The organism is Nesterenkonia natronophila (assembly GCF_003595215.1).
Classification (GTDB): Bacteria; Actinomycetota; Actinomycetes; order Actinomycetales; family Micrococcaceae; genus Nesterenkonia; species Nesterenkonia natronophila.
Genome location: NZ_QYZP01000002.1, coordinates 259,487 through 280,814, shown reverse-complemented (window position 1 = coordinate 280,814; position 21,328 = coordinate 259,487). Strand labels below are relative to the sequence as shown.

General features: G+C 62.2%; 17 protein-coding genes. 6 read left to right on the top strand and 11 right to left on the bottom strand.

What is annotated here, in order from left to right:
• Window positions 1-119 precede the first annotated feature (119 nt).
• On the bottom strand, window positions 120-1,505 hold the full coding sequence (gene hemG / locus D3250_RS06445) for a protoporphyrinogen oxidase (RefSeq protein ID WP_119902547.1): 1,386 nt from the start codon (window positions 1,503-1,505) through the stop codon (window positions 120-122).
• The gene (gene hemE / locus D3250_RS06440; protein WP_119902546.1) at window positions 1,502-2,623 is read right to left on the bottom strand and encodes a uroporphyrinogen decarboxylase; all 1,122 of its coding nucleotides are present in this window, start codon (window positions 2,621-2,623) and stop codon (window positions 1,502-1,504) included. The genes hemG and hemE overlap by 4 nt, the downstream gene beginning before the upstream one ends.
• 78 nt (window positions 2,624-2,701) lie before the next feature.
• Between hemE and D3250_RS06435 the strand changes: the two genes are divergently transcribed.
• From D3250_RS06435 to D3250_RS06415, 5 genes are all read left to right on the top strand, one after another.
• Entirely contained in the window at window positions 2,702-4,171 is a 1,470-nt protein-coding gene (locus D3250_RS06435) for a glutamyl-tRNA reductase (protein ID WP_119902545.1), read from the top strand.
• A gap of 125 nt (window positions 4,172-4,296) precedes the next feature.
• Window positions 4,297-5,370, top strand: a complete 1,074-nt coding sequence (locus D3250_RS06430; RefSeq protein ID WP_119902544.1) for a baeRF2 domain-containing protein — start codon at window positions 4,297-4,299, stop codon at window positions 5,368-5,370.
• A 105-nt stretch (window positions 5,371-5,475) separates the two neighbouring features.
• Entirely contained in the window at window positions 5,476-7,776 is a 2,301-nt protein-coding gene (gene ligA / locus D3250_RS06425; protein ID WP_225973190.1) for an NAD-dependent DNA ligase LigA, read from the top strand.
• The gene (locus D3250_RS06420; protein ID WP_119902543.1) at window positions 7,769-8,614 is read left to right on the top strand and encodes an inositol monophosphatase family protein; all 846 of its coding nucleotides are present in this window, start codon (window positions 7,769-7,771) and stop codon (window positions 8,612-8,614) included. The genes ligA and D3250_RS06420 overlap by 8 nt, the downstream gene beginning before the upstream one ends.
• A 12-nt stretch (window positions 8,615-8,626) precedes the next feature.
• A complete protein-coding gene (locus D3250_RS06415; RefSeq protein WP_225973189.1) occupies window positions 8,627-9,442 on the top strand; it encodes a fructosamine kinase family protein in 816 nt (271 codons plus the stop codon).
• A gap of 87 nt (window positions 9,443-9,529) precedes the next feature.
• Here D3250_RS06415 and D3250_RS06410 read toward each other — a convergent pair whose 3' ends face one another.
• From D3250_RS06410 to D3250_RS06370, 9 genes are all read right to left on the bottom strand, one after another.
• A complete protein-coding gene (locus D3250_RS06410) occupies window positions 9,530-11,158 on the bottom strand; it encodes an alanine/glycine:cation symporter family protein (RefSeq protein WP_119903021.1) in 1,629 nt (542 codons plus the stop codon).
• A 283-nt stretch (window positions 11,159-11,441) separates the two neighbouring features.
• Window positions 11,442-12,947, bottom strand: a complete 1,506-nt coding sequence (gatB, locus tag D3250_RS06405) for an Asp-tRNA(Asn)/Glu-tRNA(Gln) amidotransferase subunit GatB (protein WP_119903020.1) — start codon at window positions 12,945-12,947, stop codon at window positions 11,442-11,444.
• A gap of 20 nt (window positions 12,948-12,967) precedes the next feature.
• Entirely contained in the window at window positions 12,968-14,515 is a 1,548-nt protein-coding gene (gene gatA, locus D3250_RS06400) for an Asp-tRNA(Asn)/Glu-tRNA(Gln) amidotransferase subunit GatA (protein WP_119902542.1), read from the bottom strand.
• Entirely contained in the window at window positions 14,515-14,856 is a 342-nt protein-coding gene (gene gatC, locus D3250_RS06395; RefSeq protein ID WP_119902541.1) for an Asp-tRNA(Asn)/Glu-tRNA(Gln) amidotransferase subunit GatC, read from the bottom strand. The genes gatA and gatC overlap by 1 nt, the downstream gene beginning before the upstream one ends.
• 52 nt (window positions 14,857-14,908) lie before the next feature.
• Window positions 14,909-15,682: a PP2C family protein-serine/threonine phosphatase gene (locus tag D3250_RS06390; RefSeq protein WP_119902540.1), complete on the bottom strand. Its 774-nt coding sequence runs from the start codon at window positions 15,680-15,682 to the stop codon at window positions 14,909-14,911.
• Between the two features lie 54 nt (window positions 15,683-15,736).
• Window positions 15,737-17,122 carry an adenylate/guanylate cyclase domain-containing protein gene (locus D3250_RS06385; protein WP_119903019.1) on the bottom strand — a complete coding sequence of 462 codons (1,386 nt, stop codon included), beginning with the start codon at window positions 17,120-17,122 and terminating at the stop codon, window positions 15,737-15,739.
• A complete protein-coding gene (locus tag D3250_RS06380; RefSeq protein WP_147383494.1) occupies window positions 17,115-17,759 on the bottom strand; it encodes a PH domain-containing protein in 645 nt (214 codons plus the stop codon). Before D3250_RS06380 ends, D3250_RS06385 begins: the two co-directional genes overlap by 8 nt.
• Window positions 17,760-17,772: 13 nt before the next feature.
• A complete protein-coding gene (locus tag D3250_RS06375; protein ID WP_119902538.1) occupies window positions 17,773-18,708 on the bottom strand; it encodes a biotin--[acetyl-CoA-carboxylase] ligase in 936 nt (311 codons plus the stop codon).
• Between the two features lie 9 nt (window positions 18,709-18,717).
• A complete protein-coding gene (locus tag D3250_RS06370; protein ID WP_119903018.1) occupies window positions 18,718-19,560 on the bottom strand; it encodes an SDR family oxidoreductase in 843 nt (280 codons plus the stop codon).
• Between the two features lie 162 nt (window positions 19,561-19,722).
• On the opposite strand from D3250_RS06370, the gene D3250_RS06365 reads away from it, so the two are divergent.
• Window positions 19,723-21,324: an acyl-CoA carboxylase subunit beta gene (locus D3250_RS06365; protein ID WP_119902537.1), complete on the top strand. Its 1,602-nt coding sequence runs from the start codon at window positions 19,723-19,725 to the stop codon at window positions 21,322-21,324.
• The last annotated feature ends 4 nt before the right edge of the window (window positions 21,325-21,328 follow it).

Here is a 21,328-nt window from a genome sequence, read left to right as displayed (position 1 = left end):
GGCCCACCTTATCGCGCACCGGCAACTCACTTCTACGCAGTGTAGAACAATGCCTGCACACCAATGGCCGACGACGCCACCTCACGCACTGGGACCCAGACTCTTCTGGGTTGCTGAGGTCAGGGGGCCAGGATCTGCTGTGCGGTGCGCCGGGCATCAGGGATGATTTGAGCGAGTCCGGTGCCGGAGAACCATGCGCCGGTGACCGCGATACGCGGACCCTCTGCGGAATGCCGGGCGCGCAGCAGCTCCCGGATATGCTGGGCGTCGCTGCGCTGCTGCGGGGACCCTCCGGGCAGCCCGGCCTGCCAGCGCACCACCGTATGATCAACCAGCTGGTCGTGGGAGACGGCGATACTGGTCAGTGCTGGAAGATCCGTTATTGCGGCGCCCAGCAAGTCACTGTCCGACGAGCGGAAGCCCAGGCTGCCGGCGGTATCGGTGACACGCCCGAATGAGAGTCGAAGCAGATGGTGACTGGGCCCCAACTGGTGTTCCAGCGCCTGGGCCACCCACTCCCACTTGGCTGAGATATGCGTCATAGCCTTGGCTCGGATGTGGCGCACTGTGGGTGCGACGAGCATTCCGGTCCCTCGTGGCCAGACATCCATCTCAGGCGCATGGAGGAGCAGCGTCACCAGTGCCACGCCCGAGTCCTCACCCGGGGACCTAGAGGCACTGAGCCCGGCGGGCTGGCTGCCGCCGCTGATAAGACGCCGCACCTGTGGAGCTTCCGTGGCCACAATGACCGCATCTGCTTCCAATGTGCCCAAGTCTTGGACCTCAGTGTTGAGGTGGATGTTGGCGCCGAGCTGGCGCAGCTGCGACTCCAGGGCGCTGATCAGGGTGTTCATGCCGCCGTGCAGCGACTGGACTGCCGACCCCGCCGGGGCTGCGCGGCGTAGGCTTGCCACGGCCCGCGCCAGGGAACCTTCGGCGAGCATAGTGCGGTAGAGCTCGGGGTGCGCGGAGCTGATGGCCAGCTCATACGGATCGGCCGAGTGCACCCCTGAGGTGATCGGCGCCACCAACCGTTCGACCACAGCCGGACCCATGCGATCTGCGACCACCTCGCCCAGCGCTGGATTCTGCGCTGCGGACCACCTCATCGGCGAGTCGAAGTCCGCGGCGGCGCGGGCGGCGTGCTCTGCGCCGAGGATGGCGATAACGTCCTCCGCCCGCGGATTGGCCGGAACACCCAGCACTCCGGTGGCGGGCATCGGGGAAGCCTGGTCAGGCAGTTGGAGCCAAGCACCCAGTGGGTTGGGTGAGATCACCTGGTCCTCGAGGCCCAGCTCGCGGAGGAACTCCACGACGGCGGGGGTGCGTGTGGCGAAGGCTTCAGCTCCAGCATCTACCCGCACTCCGGAGAGCGCGACGGGGGCGATGGCGCCGCCGAGCCGAGACCCGGCCTCATAGAGATCCACCTGGTGCCCACTGCGCGCGAGCTCCCAAGCGGCGGTCAGGCCCGCGATGCCTCCCCCGATGATCGCAGTGCGGGTCATGGGTCAATCGAGTGGATGAGCTCCACCACGCGTGTCAGCACAGCAGGATCGGTTTCTGGCGGGACACCGTGCCCGAGATTCAACACATGTCCGGCCGCACCAGACCCGGCATCTATAACTTCCCGGACGTGAGCTTCCAGCACGGGCCAGTCGGCGGTAAGAAATGCCGGGTCGATATTCCCCTGCAGCGGCGTATCGGCGCCGAGCCGGCGGGTGGCCTCAGCAAGGTGGAGACGATAGTCGACGCCGACCACATCGGCACCAGCGGTCTTCAACAGATCGAGCACTTCGCTGGTGCCGGTGCCGAAGTGAACTAGGGGCGCCGACGCCCCGTCTGCTGCACCGACTCCGGAGACGTGGGAGAACGCAGCTGCTGAGTGCGGCAGAACGTGACGCTGGTAGTCGTTCCGGCCCAGCGAACCTGCCCAGGAGTCGAACAGCTGCGCGGCTGAGGCCCCCGCCATCAGCTGGGCGCGCATGAACCTGCCGGAAACATCGGCTGCCCATCCCGCCAGTGCGCTCCAGGTATCCGGGTCGGCGTGCATCATGGCCCGCGGGCCCAGATGATCGCGTGACGGCCGACCCTCGACCATATATGCGGCCAGGGTGAACGGTGCTCCAGCGAAGCCGATCAGCGGGATCCGGCCTAGTTCCGCCGTGGTGCGCTGAATCGCCTCGGTGATAGGGGCAAAGGCGGCGTCGTCAAGCTCAGGCAGCGCTGCGACATCGGCGGCTGTACGCACCGGGGAGTCCAGGACCGGCCCGACCCCTGGCTTGATCTCTACACCCACACCTGCCAGACGCAGCGGGATGACGATGTCGGAGAAGAATATGGCGGCGTCCACATCATGGCGGCGCACCGGCTGCAGGGTGATCTCGCTAGCCAGCTCCGGGTTCAGGCACGAGTCCAACATGGAGGTCCCTTCGCGCAGCCTCCGGTACTCGGGCAGGGAACGACCGGCCTGCCGCATGAACCACACCGGTCGTCGCTCTGGCTTGGCCACGGCTCCAGTGCTGGTTCGCGAGCCACGGTACTGGTTCAGCAGCGCGGAGTCAGAGGTGAGTCCGCGGACCAGGGGGTGAGCAGCGGGCAGGTGGGCCGTGGGCGTCGTCGTCATACTCCCATTCTGCCTTGTACAGCTGATACGCCGTCACGAAGCGCGAACATCTTCTACACACGATAGAATTGCTCCGCTGTGGTTCTTTTCTCACTTGTCGCAACCCACACTGATCTCGACCTCGAGACAGTCGGGACACTCTCCGCAGGAGCGGCCGACGTCGCCGCTTCTGTAGATCTGCCTGCCGTGACGCTGGCCACCTGCAACCGTCTTGAAATCTACGCAGAATCGGGCTCGGACTCTCCCGAGGCCTTGGAAGAAGGTCGCAGCGCTCTCCTGAGCGCAGTCGCTGAGTCCTCCGGGCTCGACCACGAGACGGTCGCGCGCTCCTTCAAGACCTTGGTGGACGACGAGGCCGCCCATCACCTTTTTGAGGTAGGAGCCGGCTTGGACTCGGCTGTGGTGGGTGAGCGTGAGATAGCCGGGCAGGTCAGGCGCTCATTGTCTGAGGCGCAGGCCGCAGGGACTGCTTCAGGAACGCTGACCAAGCTCTTCGAGTCTGCTACGCGCGCCGCGAAAGAGGTCGGCACCAAGACCGCCTTGGGCTCCCGTGGCCGATCAATCGTCTCCGTTGCGCTGGACATCGCTGGTGATATGCGCGGCCACGGCCCCTCCTTCTACCGCGACGCCAGAGTAGTCCTCATCGGCACCGGAGCTTACGCCGGTGCCGCGCTCTCTCAACTGGCAGAGCGGGCAGTCCCTGACATTGCGGTCTTCTCCGGGTCAGGCCGCGCCGAAGACTTTTTGTCAGCGCGCCGGGATGCACTGTTGGCCCGCGGAGGTCACGCCCGCTCCCTGCGGATGGACGAGTTGGCCGGGGCCTTCCGCGAGGCGGACGTCATTATCGGATGCTCGGGGGGAAACCGGCAGATCAGCGCCGGCGAGATCCGCTCCTTGGCCGCTCTGCATGAGAGAGCCGAGCCCCTGACGGTCATCGACTTGGCCCTGTCCCATGATTTCACCCCTGAGGTCGCCCAGCTTCCCGGGGTGGACCTCATCACCCTGGAGTCGGTTAAGGCCGCTGCGCCTGAAGAGACTTCCGCTTCAGTGGAAGATGCCCGCACGGTGGTTTCCGAATCGGTCAGGCAATACTTGGCCGAGCGTGCTGAGCGAACCGCTGATGACGCCATCGTGACGCTGCGCAAGCATGTGCAGTCCATGTTGGATGAAGAGATGGCGAAGGTCCGCAGACAGCACGGATGCACTGCCGCCGCTGAGGAGGTGGAGTTCGGCCTTCGCCGCATGGTTCGCAAACTGCTGCATGCACCCTCGGTGCGCGCCAAAGAGCTGGCTGCCGAGGGGCGTGCGGATGAATACGCGGCGGCTCTGCAGACCATATTTGGCGTAGACGTGGCAGCGGCGGAGGATGTCGGCCGAGAGGCCGCCCCGCGACGTCGCCGGCCTGAGGAGTTCTCTGCCGCCGAGCTCGCATATATGGCGGCGTATCTTGAACAGATTCCCGATGGCGGGTTCTGCCGACATCACCGTGCAGGGGAGTTCAGCATAGCCCGCCTCGAAGTGACTGAATCGATTCGCCGGAGCGCCTAAGCGGCCTCCCCCTTAACCTCCAGCCTGTGTACAGCTCGTCTTATGCGTGCGCGTACGTGGGGCTTCTAGCCTGATCGGTGTTGTTTGTTTGACCGTTGACACCGATTCTTAGGAGGGCGAAGCCTGTGAAACTGGCCGCCATTCGATCCATCTACGAGGCTGAGGCGCCATTCGCAACTGTTTACCTGCAGTCCCAGGCTGCAAGTCCCGACGCCGAGCAGGAGGTAAGGCTCCGGTGGGACGCCCTGCGCGGCCAGCTGGCCGACGCCGGTGCCCACGATGAGACCCTGACAGCTCTCGATGACGCCGTGCTGACTGAGGACATCACGGCCATCCAGACGGAAGGCCGAGTTCTGGTCGCCAACCGCACTGGTCTGCTGTTGGAAGAGGACTTCGACGCCACCCGTGACGGTGGTGACCGGGCCATCCTGGGTGAACCGCCGGCACTGGGTGACTATGTTCGCCAGCGGGCGCGGTCCGTGCGTGGGCTCGTCGTTCTCGTCGACAAGGAACGGGCCACCCTGCGGCGTGAAGTGTTCACCTCCGCGGCCGTTTTGGAGTCCGGCAGCGAATCCGCTGTCGAAGGATCCGCCACCGAGAGCGTCCACAAGCCCAGAGAGGGTGCCGAACATCACCGCCGCATGCAGCAGCGTGCCGAGGAGGCAGCCTGGCTAAACATCCGGGACATCACCGAGAAGGTGCGGAAGACCGCCGAGAAGTGGGCTCCAGATGCGGTGGTGGTAGCCGGGGAGGTCCAGGGCCGCAAGATGCTGCTTGATGAACTGCCGGTGCATCTGCAGGAGATCGCCCATGAGGTAGACACCGGCGGGGGAATCTCCAATGACTCAGCCGATGACGGTGCGGAACAGGCACTGACCGAGGCGCTGCAGAGCACTGCACGGCAGATCACAATTGATCGGGCCAGAGCGGAGACAGAGAGGTTTGGCAGTGCCCGTGCCAACGGCTTGGCTGTTGAGGGCGCGGAGAACATCCGCCGGGCCGCAACCCTTGGTGCTGTCGAGACTCTGCTGCTGCGCTACGACGCCGAAGCAGCGGAGGAGGACACCCTGCTTCGCGAGGCGGCGGCAGTCGATGCCTCGGTGGGACTCGTGGGCAGCTCAGTTTCGGACAATGCTGCAGCGATCCTTCGTTATGAGGCGCCGGTGGATCAGATGGATTACCAGCCCGCCTCCAGCTGAGCAGAACAGTGATTCACGTGGGGTGTGGAACTGCCGGTGGGATGTACTCTCACAGGAGCTCCACACCCCACCTCTGCGAACGAGGTCAAGGCTAGAGTGGGACGAGTGACGACTGCAGAGACCGCCGCGGGCACCGAAGCCTCACCAGAACTGCGCGAAGAGTATGCCGAACTCGTGGACGAAGTGGCCCGGCATCAAGTGGCCTACCACCAGAAGGACAGGCCGCTGATCACCGATGCGGAATACGACCAGCTGGTCCACCGACTGCGAAAGATTGAAGCGGAACATCCTGAACTTGCTTCTGCTGACTCGCCAACCCAGCAGGTGGGGGGTGCGCCTTCGGAGGCTTTTGCGCCAGTCGACCACTTGCGGCGCATGTACTCGCTGGAGGACCTGTTCTCCCCTTCCGAACTGCGCACCTGGTACGACCGGGCGGTGGCCTCCCTAGAGAAGCAACGCCCCGGCGAGCAGCCTCGTTGGCTCCTGGAGCTCAAGATCGATGGCCTGGCGATCAGCCTGCTGTACCGGCACGGCGAACTTGTCCGCGCCGCCACGCGTGGGGACGGGACAACCGGTGAGGACGTCACACACAATGTGCGCACCATTGGCGACATCCCACATCGCCTCTCTGGTACGAACCACCCCGAGGAACTCGAAGTGCGGGGCGAAATCTTCATGCCCTCGGAGGCGTTCGAGGCCTTCAACCAGACTTTGATTGATGCTGGTAAGACACCGCTGGCCAATCCGCGCAACGCCGCCGCCGGCTCGATCCGACAGAAGGATCCGGCCAAGACGGCGCAGCGGCCGCTGTCCATGTTCGTCCACGGGCTCGGCGCGCGCTCAGGTCTGGAGCCCACCAGCCAACACGATGCCTACGAGACGCTGGCCGCTTGGGGCCTGCCCGTCTCGCCATATACCGCCATTGTGGACACCTTTGATGAGATCCAGGACTACCTCGACAGTTATGAGCAGAAGCGGCACGATCTCCTCCACGATATCGACGGCGTCGTTATCAAAGTTGATGACTTCGCTCAGCAGCGCTCCCTGGGACACACCTCTCGCGTGCCTCGCTGGGCGGCCGCCTACAAGTACGCACCAGAAGAAGTGACTACCCGGCTGCTGGATATTCGGGAGCATGTGGGCCGTACCGGGCGTGTGACACCGTACGCGGTCCTAAAGAAGGTCAAAGTTGCCGGCTCGGAGGTCCAACGTGCCACACTGCACAATCAGGAGGTTGTGAAGGCAAAAGGTGTGCTGATCGGCGATGATGTCATGATTCGCAAAGCAGGTGACGTCATTCCTGAGGTGCTCGGCCCGGTACTCCCCTCACGGGAAGGCCGAGAGGACGAGTTGCAGGAGTACATTTTTCCTGAAACCTGCCCTGCCTGTGAGACCCAGCTAGCGCCAGGGAAAGCGGGTGATGTGGACTATCGCTGTCCGAATGCTGAATCCTGCCCAGCCCAACTCAGTGAACGGGTCGCGCACATAGGCTCGCGCGGCGCCCTGGACATTGAGTCCCTCGGCTATGAAGCGGCCCTGGCGCTGACCAATCCTGGACTGCGACGTCCTGCCGCAGAAGAGTTGATTGACCGTGAAGCGACGCAGGCCTCTGGCACGCCTGTGACCTTAGGCTCGGAGGGCCTCTCCGCTCAGATTCCGGTCCTCCGCACAGAAGCAAACCTCTTTGATCTCTCTCCTGCGGACGTCAAGGACGTCTATGTGTGGCGGGAGGTCAGACAAGCTGGTGAGCCCACCGGGAAGTGGGCTCCGTCGCTGTACTTCTGGACAAAACCGCAGTGGGATCGCGATGGATCGGTCAAGAAGCCTTCAGAACCGACCGCGAACACGCTTCAGCTCTTCGAAGAGCTTTACAAGGCTAAGGCGCAGCCGCTGTGGCGGGTCCTCGTTGCACTGTCCATACGCCACGTGGGGCCAACCGCTTCCCGGGCCCTCAGCTCGGCATACGGGTCCATGGAGAAGATCCGGGCCGCCGATGAGCAGGAGTTGGCCGGAATAGACGGGGTTGGCCCAGTGATTGCCGCCTCCATCCGCGAGTGGTTCCGGGTGGACTGGCACTGCCGACTGGTGGAGCAGTGGGCGGCCGCCGGCGTGCGCATGGAGGATGAGGTGGATGAAGACACCCCGCGGACGCTGGAGGGCGTCACCGTGGTGGTCACCGGTTCCCTAAAGGGATACTCCCGGGACGAGTCCAAAGAAGCGATCATAACCCGCGGTGGCCGCGCCGCGGGGTCGGTGTCGAAGAAGACCGACTTTGTCGTCGCTGGAGCAAATGCAGGAACCAAGCTGGCCAAAGCCGAGCAGTTCGGACTGCCGGTCCTCGATGAGGAGCAGTTCAACGACCTGCTGAACAACGGGCCAGAAAAATGGAAGAGAGCCGATGACTGATATTGACCTGCTGAAGAAACTCTTGACGATTGGCCGGGAGGCGGCCGCCGCCGGTGCGGCGGTTCTGGCCGAACGTGACACGGTCGCCCCCGCGGGCCAGCCATTGGATCACAGACGACATGGAATCACGACCAAGTCATCTGAGTCGGACTTCGTCACGGACTTCGATAAGCGGGCTGAGGAACAGGTGCGCGCCGTGATCAGCACCCACCGTCCGCATGATGTGATTTCCGGAGAGGAGCACGGGACCTCCTCCGTCGCTTCGCCCACGGGCTACCGCTGGTCAATCGACCCCTTGGATGGGACCACCAATTTTGTCCGCGGAATCGTCTATTACGGCACGTCCGTGGGCCTACAGGCGCCCGATGGACAATGGATCGTGGGCGTGGTCGTTGCCCCCGCCCTGCGTAAGGAGTGGTGGGCTGCTCGTGGACTCGGTGCTTTCACCGCCCGGAATGGGTCGGCGCCTGTGCCGCTGGAGGGGCCCCGGGGTGACATCAGCTCAGGGTTGCTGGCCACTGGATTCGGATACGACCCGCAACGGAAGGCACAGCAGGCGCAGTCGGTGGCGGCGATGAACGACCACTTCGGCAATATTCGTAGACTCGGCGCCGCAGCGCTCGATATCTGCATGGTGGCCGAGGGAGCTCAGGATGCTTATGCCGAGTACGGCATCCAGGAGCACGACTGGGCCGGTGCCGCCGTCATTGCCGACGAAGTCGGGGTGCCCGTTCGCAGGCCAGCCTCAGTCAACGGTTCGGAAGCACCTGACTGGTGCATCGTTGGTCGTATCGGTATTGGTGAAGAGGATCTGCAACCCGCACCGAGTCGCGTGTAGCAGGGATTGACCGTGGTCCACATCAAGCGGACCCGTTCTCATCCGCATGCCGCAGAAGTCGAAGCAGCCGGGCTGCGCTGGCTGAGGTCGGCTGAGCAGGCGGGGGGACCCCGCATCGTGAAGGTCCTGAGGACGGCGCCTTCAGCTCTCTACCTGCAGCGTATTGCCCCGGGCCGTGCAAACGAGTCTGATGCCGTTGCTTTCGGCGCCGCTCTGGCCAAGATGCATTGCGCTGTGTGGCCGCCGGAAACGTTTGCGGCTGAGAACAGGTCTCCCGTGCCGTTCGGTGCGCTGCCGCCGGACCACCCTGCAGGCACTCCCCCGTTGTTCGGCCCGGCCGACGAGTTGTTGGAACTCGGCGCGGGGAGACACCCATCGTGGGGGGTGTTTCACGCCACCGAGCGGTTGGAACCGGTACTCGCAGCCCTCCACGGGGCTGTGGCTCCAATGGATCTGCGCACGCTCCGACGCGCCCAGGACCGGATCGGCTCAGGGGTTTTCGACTGTGCAGAGCCCGCGTCCCTCATCCATGGTGACCTTTGGAACGGCAATGCGCTGTGGAGCGACTCCGGCGTGGTGTTGATCGACCCAGCGGCTCATACAGGACACCGCGAAGCCGATTTGGCCATGCTCCAACTGTTCGGTCTGCCGCATCTCGACGCTGTCCTGCACTCCTACCAGCAGACCGCGCCGCTCACCGATGGATGGAGGAACCGGGTCCCTATTCACCAACTGTTCTACCTGGCGGTCCATCTGCTGTTGTTTGGTCCTGGGTACCGCGACGCCACAATGGCCGCGGCTGAGACCACGCTTCAACTCGGCAACTGAGACCCTCAGCAGAGACCCCGGTGGGAATCCTGCTGAGCAGGCTCCCCACCGGGGTCTCGTGAACGAAGGTGCAGACAGAGTGCAGAGTCAGCGCTTTGGAGCAACCTTGGACTCGTCCACCACAACTTTCATATCCTCTGGACCGGGGATATATGCCGGATCCTCCAAGAGACGGCCTGCCTTGCGATCGTTGAGGTACTGGTGCATTTCCTTCTTGACCACCGGAGCAAGAATGACCAGCCCGATGACGTTGATGAAGATGCAGAGGAACAGCGCCGAGTCGGCGAAGTCAATGATGTTGGCGAAGGACACCAGGCAGCCAATAACGATCATGATCAGAACAATCAGGCGGAAGATGGTGTCCGTTGCCTGGTTGGTGCCGAATAGGTAGCGCCATGCCTGCAGACCGTAGTAGCTCCACGTGATGAGTGTGGAGAAGGCGAACAGGAAGACCGCGATGGCCAACAGCACGGAGAAGTTGTTGAAGAAGGTGTCGAAGGCCCCGAAGGTGAGTCCGATGGGGTCTTCGGCGTTGGCTTCAACGGCGCCGTCCCAGGTGGCCTGATCTGGGTACCAGGCGAAGATGATGACTAGTGCGGTCATGGTGCAGACCACCACGGTGTCGATGAATGGTTCCAGTGCCGCCACAAATCCTTCGGAGACCGGCCGGCGGGTCTTCACCGCAGAGTGGGCGATCGGAGCCGATCCAATGCCTGCCTCGTTGGAGAAGGCTGCGCGTTGAACACCGATGATGATGACACCGATCATGCCACCGGCGACACCCTCTGGGGAGAATGCTCCGCTGATGATGGCCGCGAAGGCTGCCCCGATGTTGCCGAAGTTGGCGAAGATGACCAGCAGGCAGGCGAGGACGTAGACAATTGCCATGGCGGGCACCAACGTGGCGGTGACCCTGGCAATGGACTTGATGCCGCCGATGATGACCAAGCCCACCAACCCGGCGAAGATGATGCCGAAGATCAGGGCGCCGGCATCGCCGTGAAGGATCGTGTCTTCACTGTTGGTGACCGTGCCAAGCGCATCGCGGATGCCCGCAAACGCGTTGTTAGCCTGGAACATGCCGCCACCGATGATGCCGAAGAGCATGATGGAGATGGCAAAGATACCGGTGATGATGGCCACTGGGACACGTCCCAAGCGTTGGAACGCTACCGGGAGGTACTTGAAGGGTCCGCCATGTACGATGCCGTTTTCGTCAATGGTGCGGTACCGGACTCCGAGGGTGCACTCGACGAACTTGGTGCACATCCCGAGCAGCCCAGCCAAGATCATCCAGAAAGTCGCACCCGGCCCGCCAAGCGAGACGGCTGCGGCAACGCCGGCGATGTTTCCAAGCCCCACGGTGCCGGAGACAGCCGCTGTCAGCGCCTGGAAATGAGTAACCTCGCCCGGATCGTCCTTCGAGGACCATTTGCCCCGGACCGTCTCCAGAGAAACGTGGAAACCGGTGAACTGCACTCCCTTGAAGTAGATCGTGAAGCCGATAGCCGCCACAATCGCCCAGAGAACTACCAGCGATCCGTCCCAGAGCATAGTGTCCTCAGGGAAGGGATCACCGAGTGGAACTTGTACGGAGGTACCAAAGATTAAGTTGACAAAAAATTCGGTGATAGTACCGAATTGTTCGTCAATAGTGTCAGCGAAATCCTGGATCGGCGATTGCTCCGCCGCCAGGATGTGTCCTTCAGGACTCATTTCCTTCATCCCCTCATGTGGACGTTAATGCAGTTATAAGGTGTCGTGAGGCACCCCTGGGGTGGCCCAGAATGAGCTTCAATCTACTCGTCTGCTGTTTCGCACTGTTTGCGAAATCCCACCCGAGTGTTAAGAGCACGTTTCAGGTCGAACTTAGCTTACACCCAGGATGTGACCATGGTCACGCATTTTCGAGCCGACATGTAAAATTAACGAAAATGGACGCCGTCTACTCGCTCAAATGAGCCAGCAGACGGCGTCCTACGAGGTCAGACGCGTGTGTCTACGAATTCCTGCCAAGTCTTTCCAGAACAATCTGTTTCACTTTTCCTGCATCTGCCTGTCCCCGTGTTTCTTTCATAACGGGTCCGATCAGCGCACCAATAGCTTTCAACTTCCCGGCTTTGACCTTTTCCACAACGTCGGGATTCTCCGCCATCGCCTTTTCAACAGCCGCAGTCAGAGCCCCATCGTCGGAGACCACTTCCAAACCGCGGTTTCGCACAATGTCGGCCGGGGATCCCTCACCGTCGACGTGGTGCTCCAAGACCTGCCGGGCGATCTTGTCATTGATGCTGCCAGCCTGGATGAGTTCATTGAGTTCTACGATCGTCGCCGACTCCACGCCAAGACCTGCAGGCTCGACCTCTCGGGCGTTGGCAAGTCGGGAGATCTCTCCCATCCACCACTTGCGCGCCACCGCAGGCGAGGCGCCGTGACTTACGGTCTCCTCAATCTGGTCCAGCAGTCCTGCGGCGATCACATCTCGGAACTCAGCCTCAGAGTATCCCCATGCTTCACGGAGCCTGCGGCGGCGCTGAGCAGGCGGCTCCGGCAACTCCGCCCGCAGGGACTCCACCCACTCTTTGGTGGTGACGATCGGAACCAGGTCCGGTTCCGGAAAGTACCTGTAGTCATCGGCGTCGGACTTGATGCGACCCGAACTCGTCGTGCGAGTGTCCTCTTTCCAGTGACGGGTTTCCTGCACGATTGACCCGCCGGCGGAGAGGATTCCCGCGTGCCGGCGAATCTCATACGTCACAGCATGCTCCACTGCGCGTATGGAGTTGACGTTCTTCGTCTCTGACCGAGTCCCGAAAACCCCGGCCCCAGGGCGCATGAGTGAAACATTGGCATCGCAGCGCACGTTGCCGCGCTCCATCCGGGCGTCGGAGATGTCGAGGCCCTTCACAATGTCCCTGATAGTGGACACATAGGCACGGGCGATTTCTGGAGCTCGCCTTCCCGCACCCGTGATGGGCTTGGTGACGATCTCGATCAGCGGAACCCCTGCCCTGTTGTAATCCACCAGCGAGTAGTCCGCACCTTGGATACGCCCGGAGGCGCCGGCATGAGTAAGTTTTCCGGCGTCCTCCTCCATATGCGCCCGCTCAATCTCGACACGGAACTTCTCACCATCGTCAAGCTCCACGTCCACGTGGCCGTCGAAGGCAATCGGCTCGTCATACTGACTGGTCTGCCAGTTCTTGGGAGTATCAGGATAGAAGTACTGCTTTCGCGCGAAGCGGCAGCGCTCGGCAATCGAGCAGTTCAGGGCCAGGCCCAGCTTGATTGCTGACTCCACAGCTTTGCCGTTGACAGCTGGCAGTGTCCCGGGCATGCCCAAGTCCACTTCATTGACGTTAGTGTTGGGCTCATCGCCGAAAGCATTGGGTGCCGAAGAGAACATCTTGGTGGCCGTATTGAGCTCTACATGCACTTCGAGGCCCATGACTGGTTCATAAGTTTCGATGGCTTCCTCGAAGCTGAGGGGTTCTACGGCATCCATGGCGGCCTGAGTCGTGGTGTTCATCCCGTAACCTCCTCAAGAGCGGGGACTTGCGCCCACAAGGGGGCATCGTAGGTGTCATTAAGCAGCTGCTCCAGGGCTCCGGCAGCGTGGTAGACGCGGGCGTCCTGCTTAGCGGGGGCCAAGAACTGGACACCCACAGGCAGGCCTTCGGACAACCCACCCGGGACTGAAATCCCTGGAATGCCCGCCAGGTTGGCCGGGATGGTCGCCACGTCGTTGAGGTACATCGCCACGGGATCGTCGAGCTTTGAGGCTAAGGGAAACGCCACGGTCGGTGAAGTGGGAGATACGAGCACGTCAGCTTGCTCGAAGGCGGCATCAAAGTCCCGCTGAATGAGAGTTCGGATCTTCTGGGCCGATCCGTAGTAGGCGTCGTAATACCCGGCAGACAGCGCGTAGGTGCCAAGGATGATGCGGCGCTTCACCTCGTCGCCGAAGCCTGCGGCACGGGTTGCTCCCATTACCCGCTCGATGGTCAGGGGACCTTCTTCGGGCAGGACCCGGGTTCCGTAGCGCACGCCGTCGTACCGGGCGAGATTGCTGGAAGCTTCCGAAGGCATTATCAAGTAGTAGGCACCCAAGGCATAGTCGAAGCTGGGGCAGTCGACCTCGACGATCTCGGCGCCATTCTCACGCAGCCTCTCGAGCGCCTCCTGAAAGCGGGCCAGTACTCCCGCCTGGTACCCCGCACCCTGTAGCTGCTTGATCACACCGATTCGAAGGCCGGCCACGTTCTTTGCAGAAGCAGCATCCACGAATGCGGGGAGTCTGCCCTCAGGGTACTCAGCCTCCGGCAGTGAAGTGGAGTCCTTATTGTCATGCCCGGCGATAAGTTCGTGGAGCAGCGCGGCATCCTCCACGGTTCGGGCAACGGGGCCGATCTGGTCCAAAGAGCTTGCCATGGCAATAGCGCCATAGCGGGAGACCCCGCCGTAGGTCGGCTTAGTCCCCACCGTGCCGGTCACCGAACCCGGCTGGCGGATTGATCCTCCCGTGTCAGTGCCCAGCGCCAGCGGTGCTTCGAAGGCGGCCACAGCGGCGGCGGAACCGCCTCCTGAACCACCGGGAATCCTCGTGGGGTCCCACGGGTTGCGAGTGGGGCCGAACGCCGAGTGCTCAGTCGAGGAACCCATGGCGAACTCGTCCAAATTTGTCTTGCCCAGGATGGGCATACGGGCAGCACGTATCTTCTCCACCACTGTGGCGTCATAGGGGCTCATCCAGCCTTCGAGCATCTTCGACCCGGCGGTCGTGGGCTGGCCCTTGGTGACGATGAGATCTTTGACAGCGATCGGAACTCCGGCCAGAGGGTGCAGCGACTCGGCCTCCGTGCCGCCTGCGGCTCGGGACCTGTCCACAGCGGCTGCTGTTTCAAGAGCCTCGGCCTCAGCTACGTGAAGGAAGGCATTGATGGTGCCGTCGACTGCTGCAATGCGATCCAGGTGGGCCTGGGTGAGCTCCACAGATGTAATCTCTCCCGCCCGGAGCTTGGCTGACATTTCAGCAGCAGTGAGTCGAATCAGAGAGTTTGAGGTGGATGTCATCAGCGATGCGCTCCTTCCTGTGCCACACTGCTGGTGACCGCGTCTTCAGCCTCTGTCAGAATGGCGGGAACTTTGAACCGAGAGTCTTCGGCATCGGGCGCACTCGCTAGGGACTCTTCGGCGGTGAAGACGTGCCCCACAGTGTCCTCACGGAACACGTTGGTCAGTGGCAGCGGGTGAGAGGTTGCAGGCACATCCTCACCGGCTGCCTCCTGGATCCGCTTGACGGAATCTACGATTACCCCGAGCTCGTTGGTCATCTTTTCCAGCTCAGCGTCGGTCATCGTAATATGGGCAAGTTTTGCAAGATGCTCGACGTCGGTACGCGAGATCTCAGACATGAAGCTCCCTTGAAAGTTGTAGTGAGTCAGTATCGGAGATCAGTCTAATGACTCAGTGATCCTTGACATCCACCAGGACCACCGTGACATTGTCCCGGCCGCCTTGGCGCAGCGCTTGGTGAATCAGCCAGTCCACAGTGTCCTGCACGTTGCGCCCCGCATTCAGAATCTGACTGATGTCATCATCGGTGAGCTCCCCGGTCAACCCATCGGAGCAGACCAGCAACCGCTGACCTGGTTGGACGGTCGCTTTGCTGAAATCGGCACCCCACATATCGCCGGCGCCCAAGGCGCGGGTAATGACGTTGCGGTTCGGGTGGGAGTGCATCTCTTCGGCGGTGATCATGCCGGAGTCCACCAGCTCCTGGACCTGAGAATGGTCCCGCGTGAGGCGAATGAGAGCACCGTCGCTCAGCAGATAGGTGCGTGAATCTCCGATATTGAACACCAACCACTGCCACTGACCGCTGGTGTCTTCGCTGGTGTTCCCGTCATCGGCTTCAACCACCACTGCCCCGGAGAGGGTGGTGCCGGCCTTGGAGTCCGTGGCGGAACGGATGCGCTCGTCAGCGTCATCCAGAAACTGACCGATCTCATGCTCACCGACCTGGCCGGCGTGAGCTTCCCAGCCCTCGGCCAATGCTTGGACGGCCAATGACGATGCGACCTCACCAGCTTCATGACCGCCCATACCGTCGGCCACAGCGAACAACCGATCAGTGACGACGAACGAATCCTCGTTGAGCTCGCGGCGAAGTCCTACGTGGGATCCGTACCCGTAGTCAACATAGGGCACCCTACTGCTCTCGCCTGATTCTGCACTCATTTCCACCGCCCCATCTTGTCACGAACCGTGCCTTTTCCCTGAGGCGGGTGTGCACTAAGCGTTATCAAGGGCGATCCCCCCTGCCCGAGCCCGCAAAAGCAGACTGGGTGAAACCTCCCCGAAGCCACGAACGATGCGTGGCGGCTGGGGCACCAGAAGGTAGTCCTGACTCACTTCGAGTGCTTCGGCCGTGGAGGAGTCCACCAGAATGGTTCCAGGATCGGCCAGCGAGGTCAACCGGGCCGCCAAGTTCACTGTGGGGCCGTAAATGTCACCCATTCGGGAGAGCACTCTCCCCCAGACCACAGAGACTCGGGCCTCAGGCAACACGTCATCGCCAGCTATAGACTCGGACAGCGCCAAGGCGATCTCCGCACCAGCTTCAGGGGTCTCAGCGTTGAAGAGGACCTCATCACCCACGGTCTTGACCAGCCGCCCTCCCCCGATAGAGATGAGCTCCGCACACTTGGATTCGAAACGTTGGACCATATGGGCCAGGGTGCGCTCACTCATCTGACGCGACAATGATGTGTAAGAGACGAGATCAGCGAATCCGACGGCGCGGGCCAGGGGAAGCGGGGCATCATCCCGCGAGGGGTCCACATCGGAGGACTCCCGGCCTCGATCCAATGAAGCCAATCCGGACTCCACCCGGACGGTCAACCGCTGCAAAGCCGCGGATAATTGGCGGCGCCAGGCGTATCCCAACAATTGGTGCAGCGGGTCTATCAGTTCCGGCAACGTGTCGAACACGTGGCTGCGGGCCTCAGCGTCAGAGAACTCCTGGTTCGCGATCTTGTCCTCCACCAGCGCCTCAATCTGCCAGACCACCATCCGGTCTGTCATCTGCCCGATTGAGCGGGTGAGCGAAATGGCGGTCTCCTCGTTGAGCAGGCCCTGCCGAACGAGCTTGACCATCTGAGCCAGCGCGTCGGCGTCTGCTTCGGTGAAGGCTTTGACGTCCTCGTCCAGGTTGGGGAAACCCAAGGCACGCCACAACTTTCGCGCCGAACGGGTGGAGACACCCATGCGCTGGGCCATTTGGCGGTAAGTCAGTGACCGTTCCGCACCCAGAAGCCGATGCTCCAGCTCGCGGATGTTGCGGTGCCACGCACGTTCTTCAAGACTGGGAGTGGGAATAGGCGCGGTGGCTCCGGCTCCTGCAGCGTGGGTTTGCTGGGCATCTTGGTCCGCGGGCTCTGAAGAATAGCTCTCCGGCCCGAACCCTCGGTCCGGCACTTGTCTGGGCCGGGAGTCGGCCTCCCGCGGCGGTCCGGGACGCTGAAGGTTGAAGTCACTCCAGTCGGCGCGGGCGGCCGCGAGCTCCTCAGCCGTGTATCCCGCCTCATTCGCGCCGCCGGAAACTTCGGCGGTCTCGTCGTCTGTGTAGCGGTTGGCGCCGAACTCGCGCTGCCGGGCGCGCTCCCCAGCGTCAGCCATGTCCACCGCCGAAGGAGGAGTCGCGCACGTCGCCCAGAACACCCTCTGTCGGCTGGCCGTGCTGGGCGGCGGCCACCCTCGCCTGAGCCCGGCGTCGGTAGTCTCCGAGCTCCTGCGCCAGCACGGTGTTGAAACGTTCAACATCTGGCATATCGCGCACGCGCGTGCGCTGATGCTGTCCATAGGCGCCGTGGATGAGTACCAGGTCCCCCGCTCCCGCCATCTCCTGCAAGGTCGACTGGCGCATCTCGTGCTGGCTCAACAGCGCCAGCGGAATCACCCTGGCCTGGGGCGCGCCGAGGAAGTTTTTCTGCACAATCCGCTCTGTGGTCAGGTAAGTCAGTCGGTTCAACCACTTGACCAATGGTTTGACTGTCCCGAGCCCAAGGGCCAGCAGACCCGCAGTCCAGAGAAGAAACACTGCGATGTAACTGTAATGCTGTAAGAAGGCCGGTTGAGTGTCTCGGGTGACATAACCCAGAAGGAAGCTCAGCAGCCCGATGGTCACCAAGAGGTTGACAGCGGCCGGAATCAGAGCGCGGTGATGTGCACGAGTGCGGATGATGGCCTGCTCGCCGTCCACCAACTTCAACAGCATCCCTGAGGCACCTCCTTCTTCTCTCTGCGTCTGCGCCACGGGGTCTTCAAGTCTACGCGGGCCCTCCGATCGGCCTCAGGTGCACCACATCTCCAGCATGGAAGGATTCCCGCCGCGGAGTGCGCTCTGCGTGCCACAGAGTCTCCTGAATCCCTCCGTTCCCGGTCTCACGCACTGCCCGACGCCGGCTGCGCACCTCCACCGTCAGTGCGCCGTCATACTCCACCGCCACGGCCTCACCGCGGACCGCCGAACCATCGGGAAGCTCAAGGCGCACCTCCTGCCCGACTGTGCTGATCGCGGAGACGATCTCACTTCGAATCGGCTCAATGCTTCCGTACTGCCGGACTCTTTCCAGCAGCACAGCCACTTCTTCGAGCCAATCACACAGCAGCGCACTGCGCAGCTGCCCGGCGGCGGCAGATCCAGGCGTCGGGGCCTCCTGCCCAGCTCTGCTCAGTTCCAGAATGACAGAAGTGGCCGTGGGCGTCGGCAGCTGTTGCCGGTTGATCAGTACGTTGATGCCGCAACCCACCACCACCGCTTCAGAGTCCCGGGGTGGGATGGCCGCCAATATCCCAGCGATCTTGCGCCCTTCAACGTGAACGTCATTGGGCCACTTCAACGCGGCAGGGATCTCGCGGCTGCGCAAGGCTCGGACCAATCCCAGACCCACACAGAGCGTGACCCAGTGACGTTGGACGACCGGGAGGCTCGGACGCAGCAGTACAGATGTCGACAGTGACGCCCCTTGAGGCGAAACCCATGAGCGGGTCTGGCGCCCACGGCCACCAGTCTGCTGCTCGGCGGTAAGCACGCTCAGATGCGGCACAGGCGATCCGGCCTCAGGGTTGCCTGCAGCTTCTAACAGGTCCTCGTTGGTAGAGCCCGTACTTTCCACCCGGTGCACTGCGGCGAAGAGGCCAGTGTCCACCAGCCGGCGCTGCAGAAGAGCGTCGTCGAGGCGTATGGCGGCACTGTCGGTCACTGTGTTGGCCTACAGGAAGATATCGGGCACGAGATCTTCGTCCGGGTCCACGGCATAGCGAGCAAGATCTGAGATACCGACCTTGGTAAGCACCTGCTCATCCGTCAAGAACACGCCACTTCCCAAATCTGCCTCTCCAGTAATCAGGGCACTTGCGGCATCGGCCACGATTTCCGGCGTCCGCGCCCCCCGTGCAAGTTGCTCTCCACCAGGAATGCTACGCAGGGCGGACGTCTCGATCAGCGTGGCCGGCCAGAGCGAATTGACACTCACTCCCGCGTCAGCGAGCTCGGCGGCCAACCCCAGTGTGGTCATAGACATAGCGTACTTACTCATGGTGTACGCCAGGTGTTTGCCGAACCACGCAGGATCGAGGTTCAGCGGCGGAGAGAGGGTCAGTATTTTTGGAGTCCACCCGTGCTGGTCTGCGCTTGCCCGTAGATGCGGAATAGCAGCCCGGGAAAGCGCGAAGGTTCCTCGCGCATTGATGTCGTGCATCAGGTCATAGCGCTTCATGTGTTGGTACTCGGCAGGACTCAAGTCGATCGCGGAGGCGTTATTGACCACCGCATCGATGCCGCCGAACCGCTCCACCGCTGATTCCACGGCCCTGGTCACGTCCTCATCGTTGCGAATGTCACCGACCACCGCCAAGCCCGTCCCTCCGGCGCTTTCCACATCGGCAACCGCGGTGTGGACAGTGCCCGGAAGCGAATCGTGCGGCTGGTCCGTCTTCGCCAGCAGTACGATGTTCGCACCCGCTGAGGCAAGCTTGACGGCGATGGCGTGGCCGATGCCGCGGCTGCCACCAGAGATGAGAACTGTTTTCGAAGCCAGAGCGTCTGTGGTCATGATCACAGCTTACTCACCAGTAGCAATCATTGTTAACTGTAATGTTGGAAGACCTCAGTTTTTGTAGGGTCCCTACATCCGTAACTTGCTCCTAGCTCATTAGACTGACGCAGAGTTTGTGGAACCCGTACAGCACGACGACGAAAGCGCCTAATAGCCCACATGGACAATTCACCACCCGGTGCCTCACGGCCGAAAACCACTGCTGACAAGCTGGCAGATTTTCGTCGTCGTCGTGATCAGACCCTCGCCCCCGCCGGCGAGGCAGCTATCGCGAAACAGCACAATCGCGGCAAGCACACCGCTCGCGAGCGCATCGAGATGCTTCTGGATGAGGACTCCTTCGTGGAGTTCGACGCACTCGCCGTACACCGCACTCATGCCTTCGGCATGGAGAAGAAGAAGCTGCTCGGGGACGGCCTGGTCTCTGGTTACGGCACCATTGATGGTCGAATGGTGGCCGTCTACGCGCAGGACTTCGCAGTCTTCGGTGGTTCGCTGAGCGCTGTCAACGGCGAGAAGATCGTCAAGGTGCAGGAGTTCGCCGCGCGCAACGGCTGCCCGGTGATCGGCATCAATGACGGCGGCGGCGCCCGGATCCAAGAGGGTGTGGCCTCGTTGGCCATGTTCGCCGATATTTTTCGCAACAACGTGCACTCCTCAGGCGTGATACCGCAGATCACCCTCATCATGGGGCCGGCCGCAGGCGGAGCAGCGTACTCCCCTGCCCTGACGGACTTCGTCATTATGGTGGACAAGACCTCACACATGTTCATCACCGGCCCTGATGTGATCAAGTCCGTCACTGGAGAAGATGTTGACATGGAGGCCCTTGGAGGAGCTCGGTCGCACAACACGACCACCGGCACCGCCACCTACATGGCCCTCGATGAGGAGGACGCCATTGAGTTCGCCAAAGAGCTGCTGGAATTCATTCCGCTGAATAACCTTGCTGAGGCACCGGTCGAACCCTTTGAGGAGCGGCCCAAGATTGAGGCTGCGGACGAGGCCCTGAACAGCCTGGTGCCCGACTCAGCTTCTGCCCCGTATGACATGGCCGCCCTGGTGGAGCAGCTCGTAGACGATGGCTACTTTCTGCAGTTGCAGGCTCTCTACGCTCCCAACATCATCACTGGTTTCGGTCGCATCTCAGGACGTTCGGTGGGCGTGGTGGCCAACCAGCCCAACCAGCTCGCGGGCACCCTGGATATCGCGGCATCCGAGAAGGCGGCACGGTTCGTACGTTTCTGCGACGCCTTCAACATCCCAATTCTCACTCTGGTGGATGTGCCGGGCTTCTTGCCGGGCACCGATCAAGAATGGGGTGGGATCATCCGGCGCGGAGCCAAGCTGCTCTACGCCTACGCGGAGGCTACTGTCCCCAAGATCACAGTGATCACCCGCAAAGCTTTCGGCGGCGCGTACATCGTGATGGGCTCCAAGAAGCTCGGCGCTGACATCAACTTGGCGTGGCCCACGGCTCAGATCGGTGTCATGGGCGCTCAGGGAGCTGTGAACATCCTGCACCGCCGTGAACTGTCCACGGTCGCCCAAGAGGGTGGGGACGTCGAGGAGCGCCGCCAGGACCTCATTGAAGACTATGAGGCTGCCCTGCTGAACCCGTACCAGGCGGCTGAGCGGGGTTATATCGACGCCGTGATAGAGCCTGCGGAAACCCGGTGGCAGATCGGCAAAGCGCTGCAAGCGACATATCACAAGCGTGAGTCCCCACCAGCCAAGAAGCACGGGAACATCCCGCTGTAGGCCT

Bases quoted from the DNA above. Each gene is read 5' to 3' on its own strand.
- hemG (WP_119902547.1), bottom strand. From the start codon at position 1,505: ATGACCCGCACTGCGATCATCGGGGGAGGCATCGCGGGCCTGACCGCC.
- hemE (WP_119902546.1), bottom strand. From the start codon at position 2,623: ATGACGACGACGCCCACGGCCCACCTGCCCGCTGCTCACCCCCTGGTC.
- D3250_RS06420 (WP_119902543.1), top strand. From the start codon at position 7,769: ATGACTGATATTGACCTGCTGAAGAAACTCTTGACGATTGGCCGGGAG.
- D3250_RS06410 (WP_119903021.1), bottom strand. From the start codon at position 11,158: ATGAGTCCTGAAGGACACATCCTGGCGGCGGAGCAATCGCCGATCCAG.
- gatB (WP_119903020.1), bottom strand. From the start codon at position 12,947: ATGGATGCCGTAGAACCCCTCAGCTTCGAGGAAGCCATCGAAACTTAT.
- gatA (WP_119902542.1), bottom strand. From the start codon at position 14,515: ATGACATCCACCTCAAACTCTCTGATTCGACTCACTGCTGCTGAAATG.
- gatC (WP_119902541.1), bottom strand. From the start codon at position 14,856: ATGTCTGAGATCTCGCGTACCGACGTCGAGCATCTTGCAAAACTTGCC.
- D3250_RS06390 (WP_119902540.1), bottom strand. From the start codon at position 15,682: ATGAGTGCAGAATCAGGCGAGAGCAGTAGGGTGCCCTATGTTGACTAC.
- D3250_RS06385 (WP_119903019.1), bottom strand. From the start codon at position 17,122: ATGGCTGACGCTGGGGAGCGCGCCCGGCAGCGCGAGTTCGGCGCCAAC.
- D3250_RS06370 (WP_119903018.1), bottom strand. From the start codon at position 19,560: ATGACCACAGACGCTCTGGCTTCGAAAACAGTTCTCATCTCTGGTGGC.
- D3250_RS06365 (WP_119902537.1), top strand. From the start codon at position 19,723: ATGGACAATTCACCACCCGGTGCCTCACGGCCGAAAACCACTGCTGAC.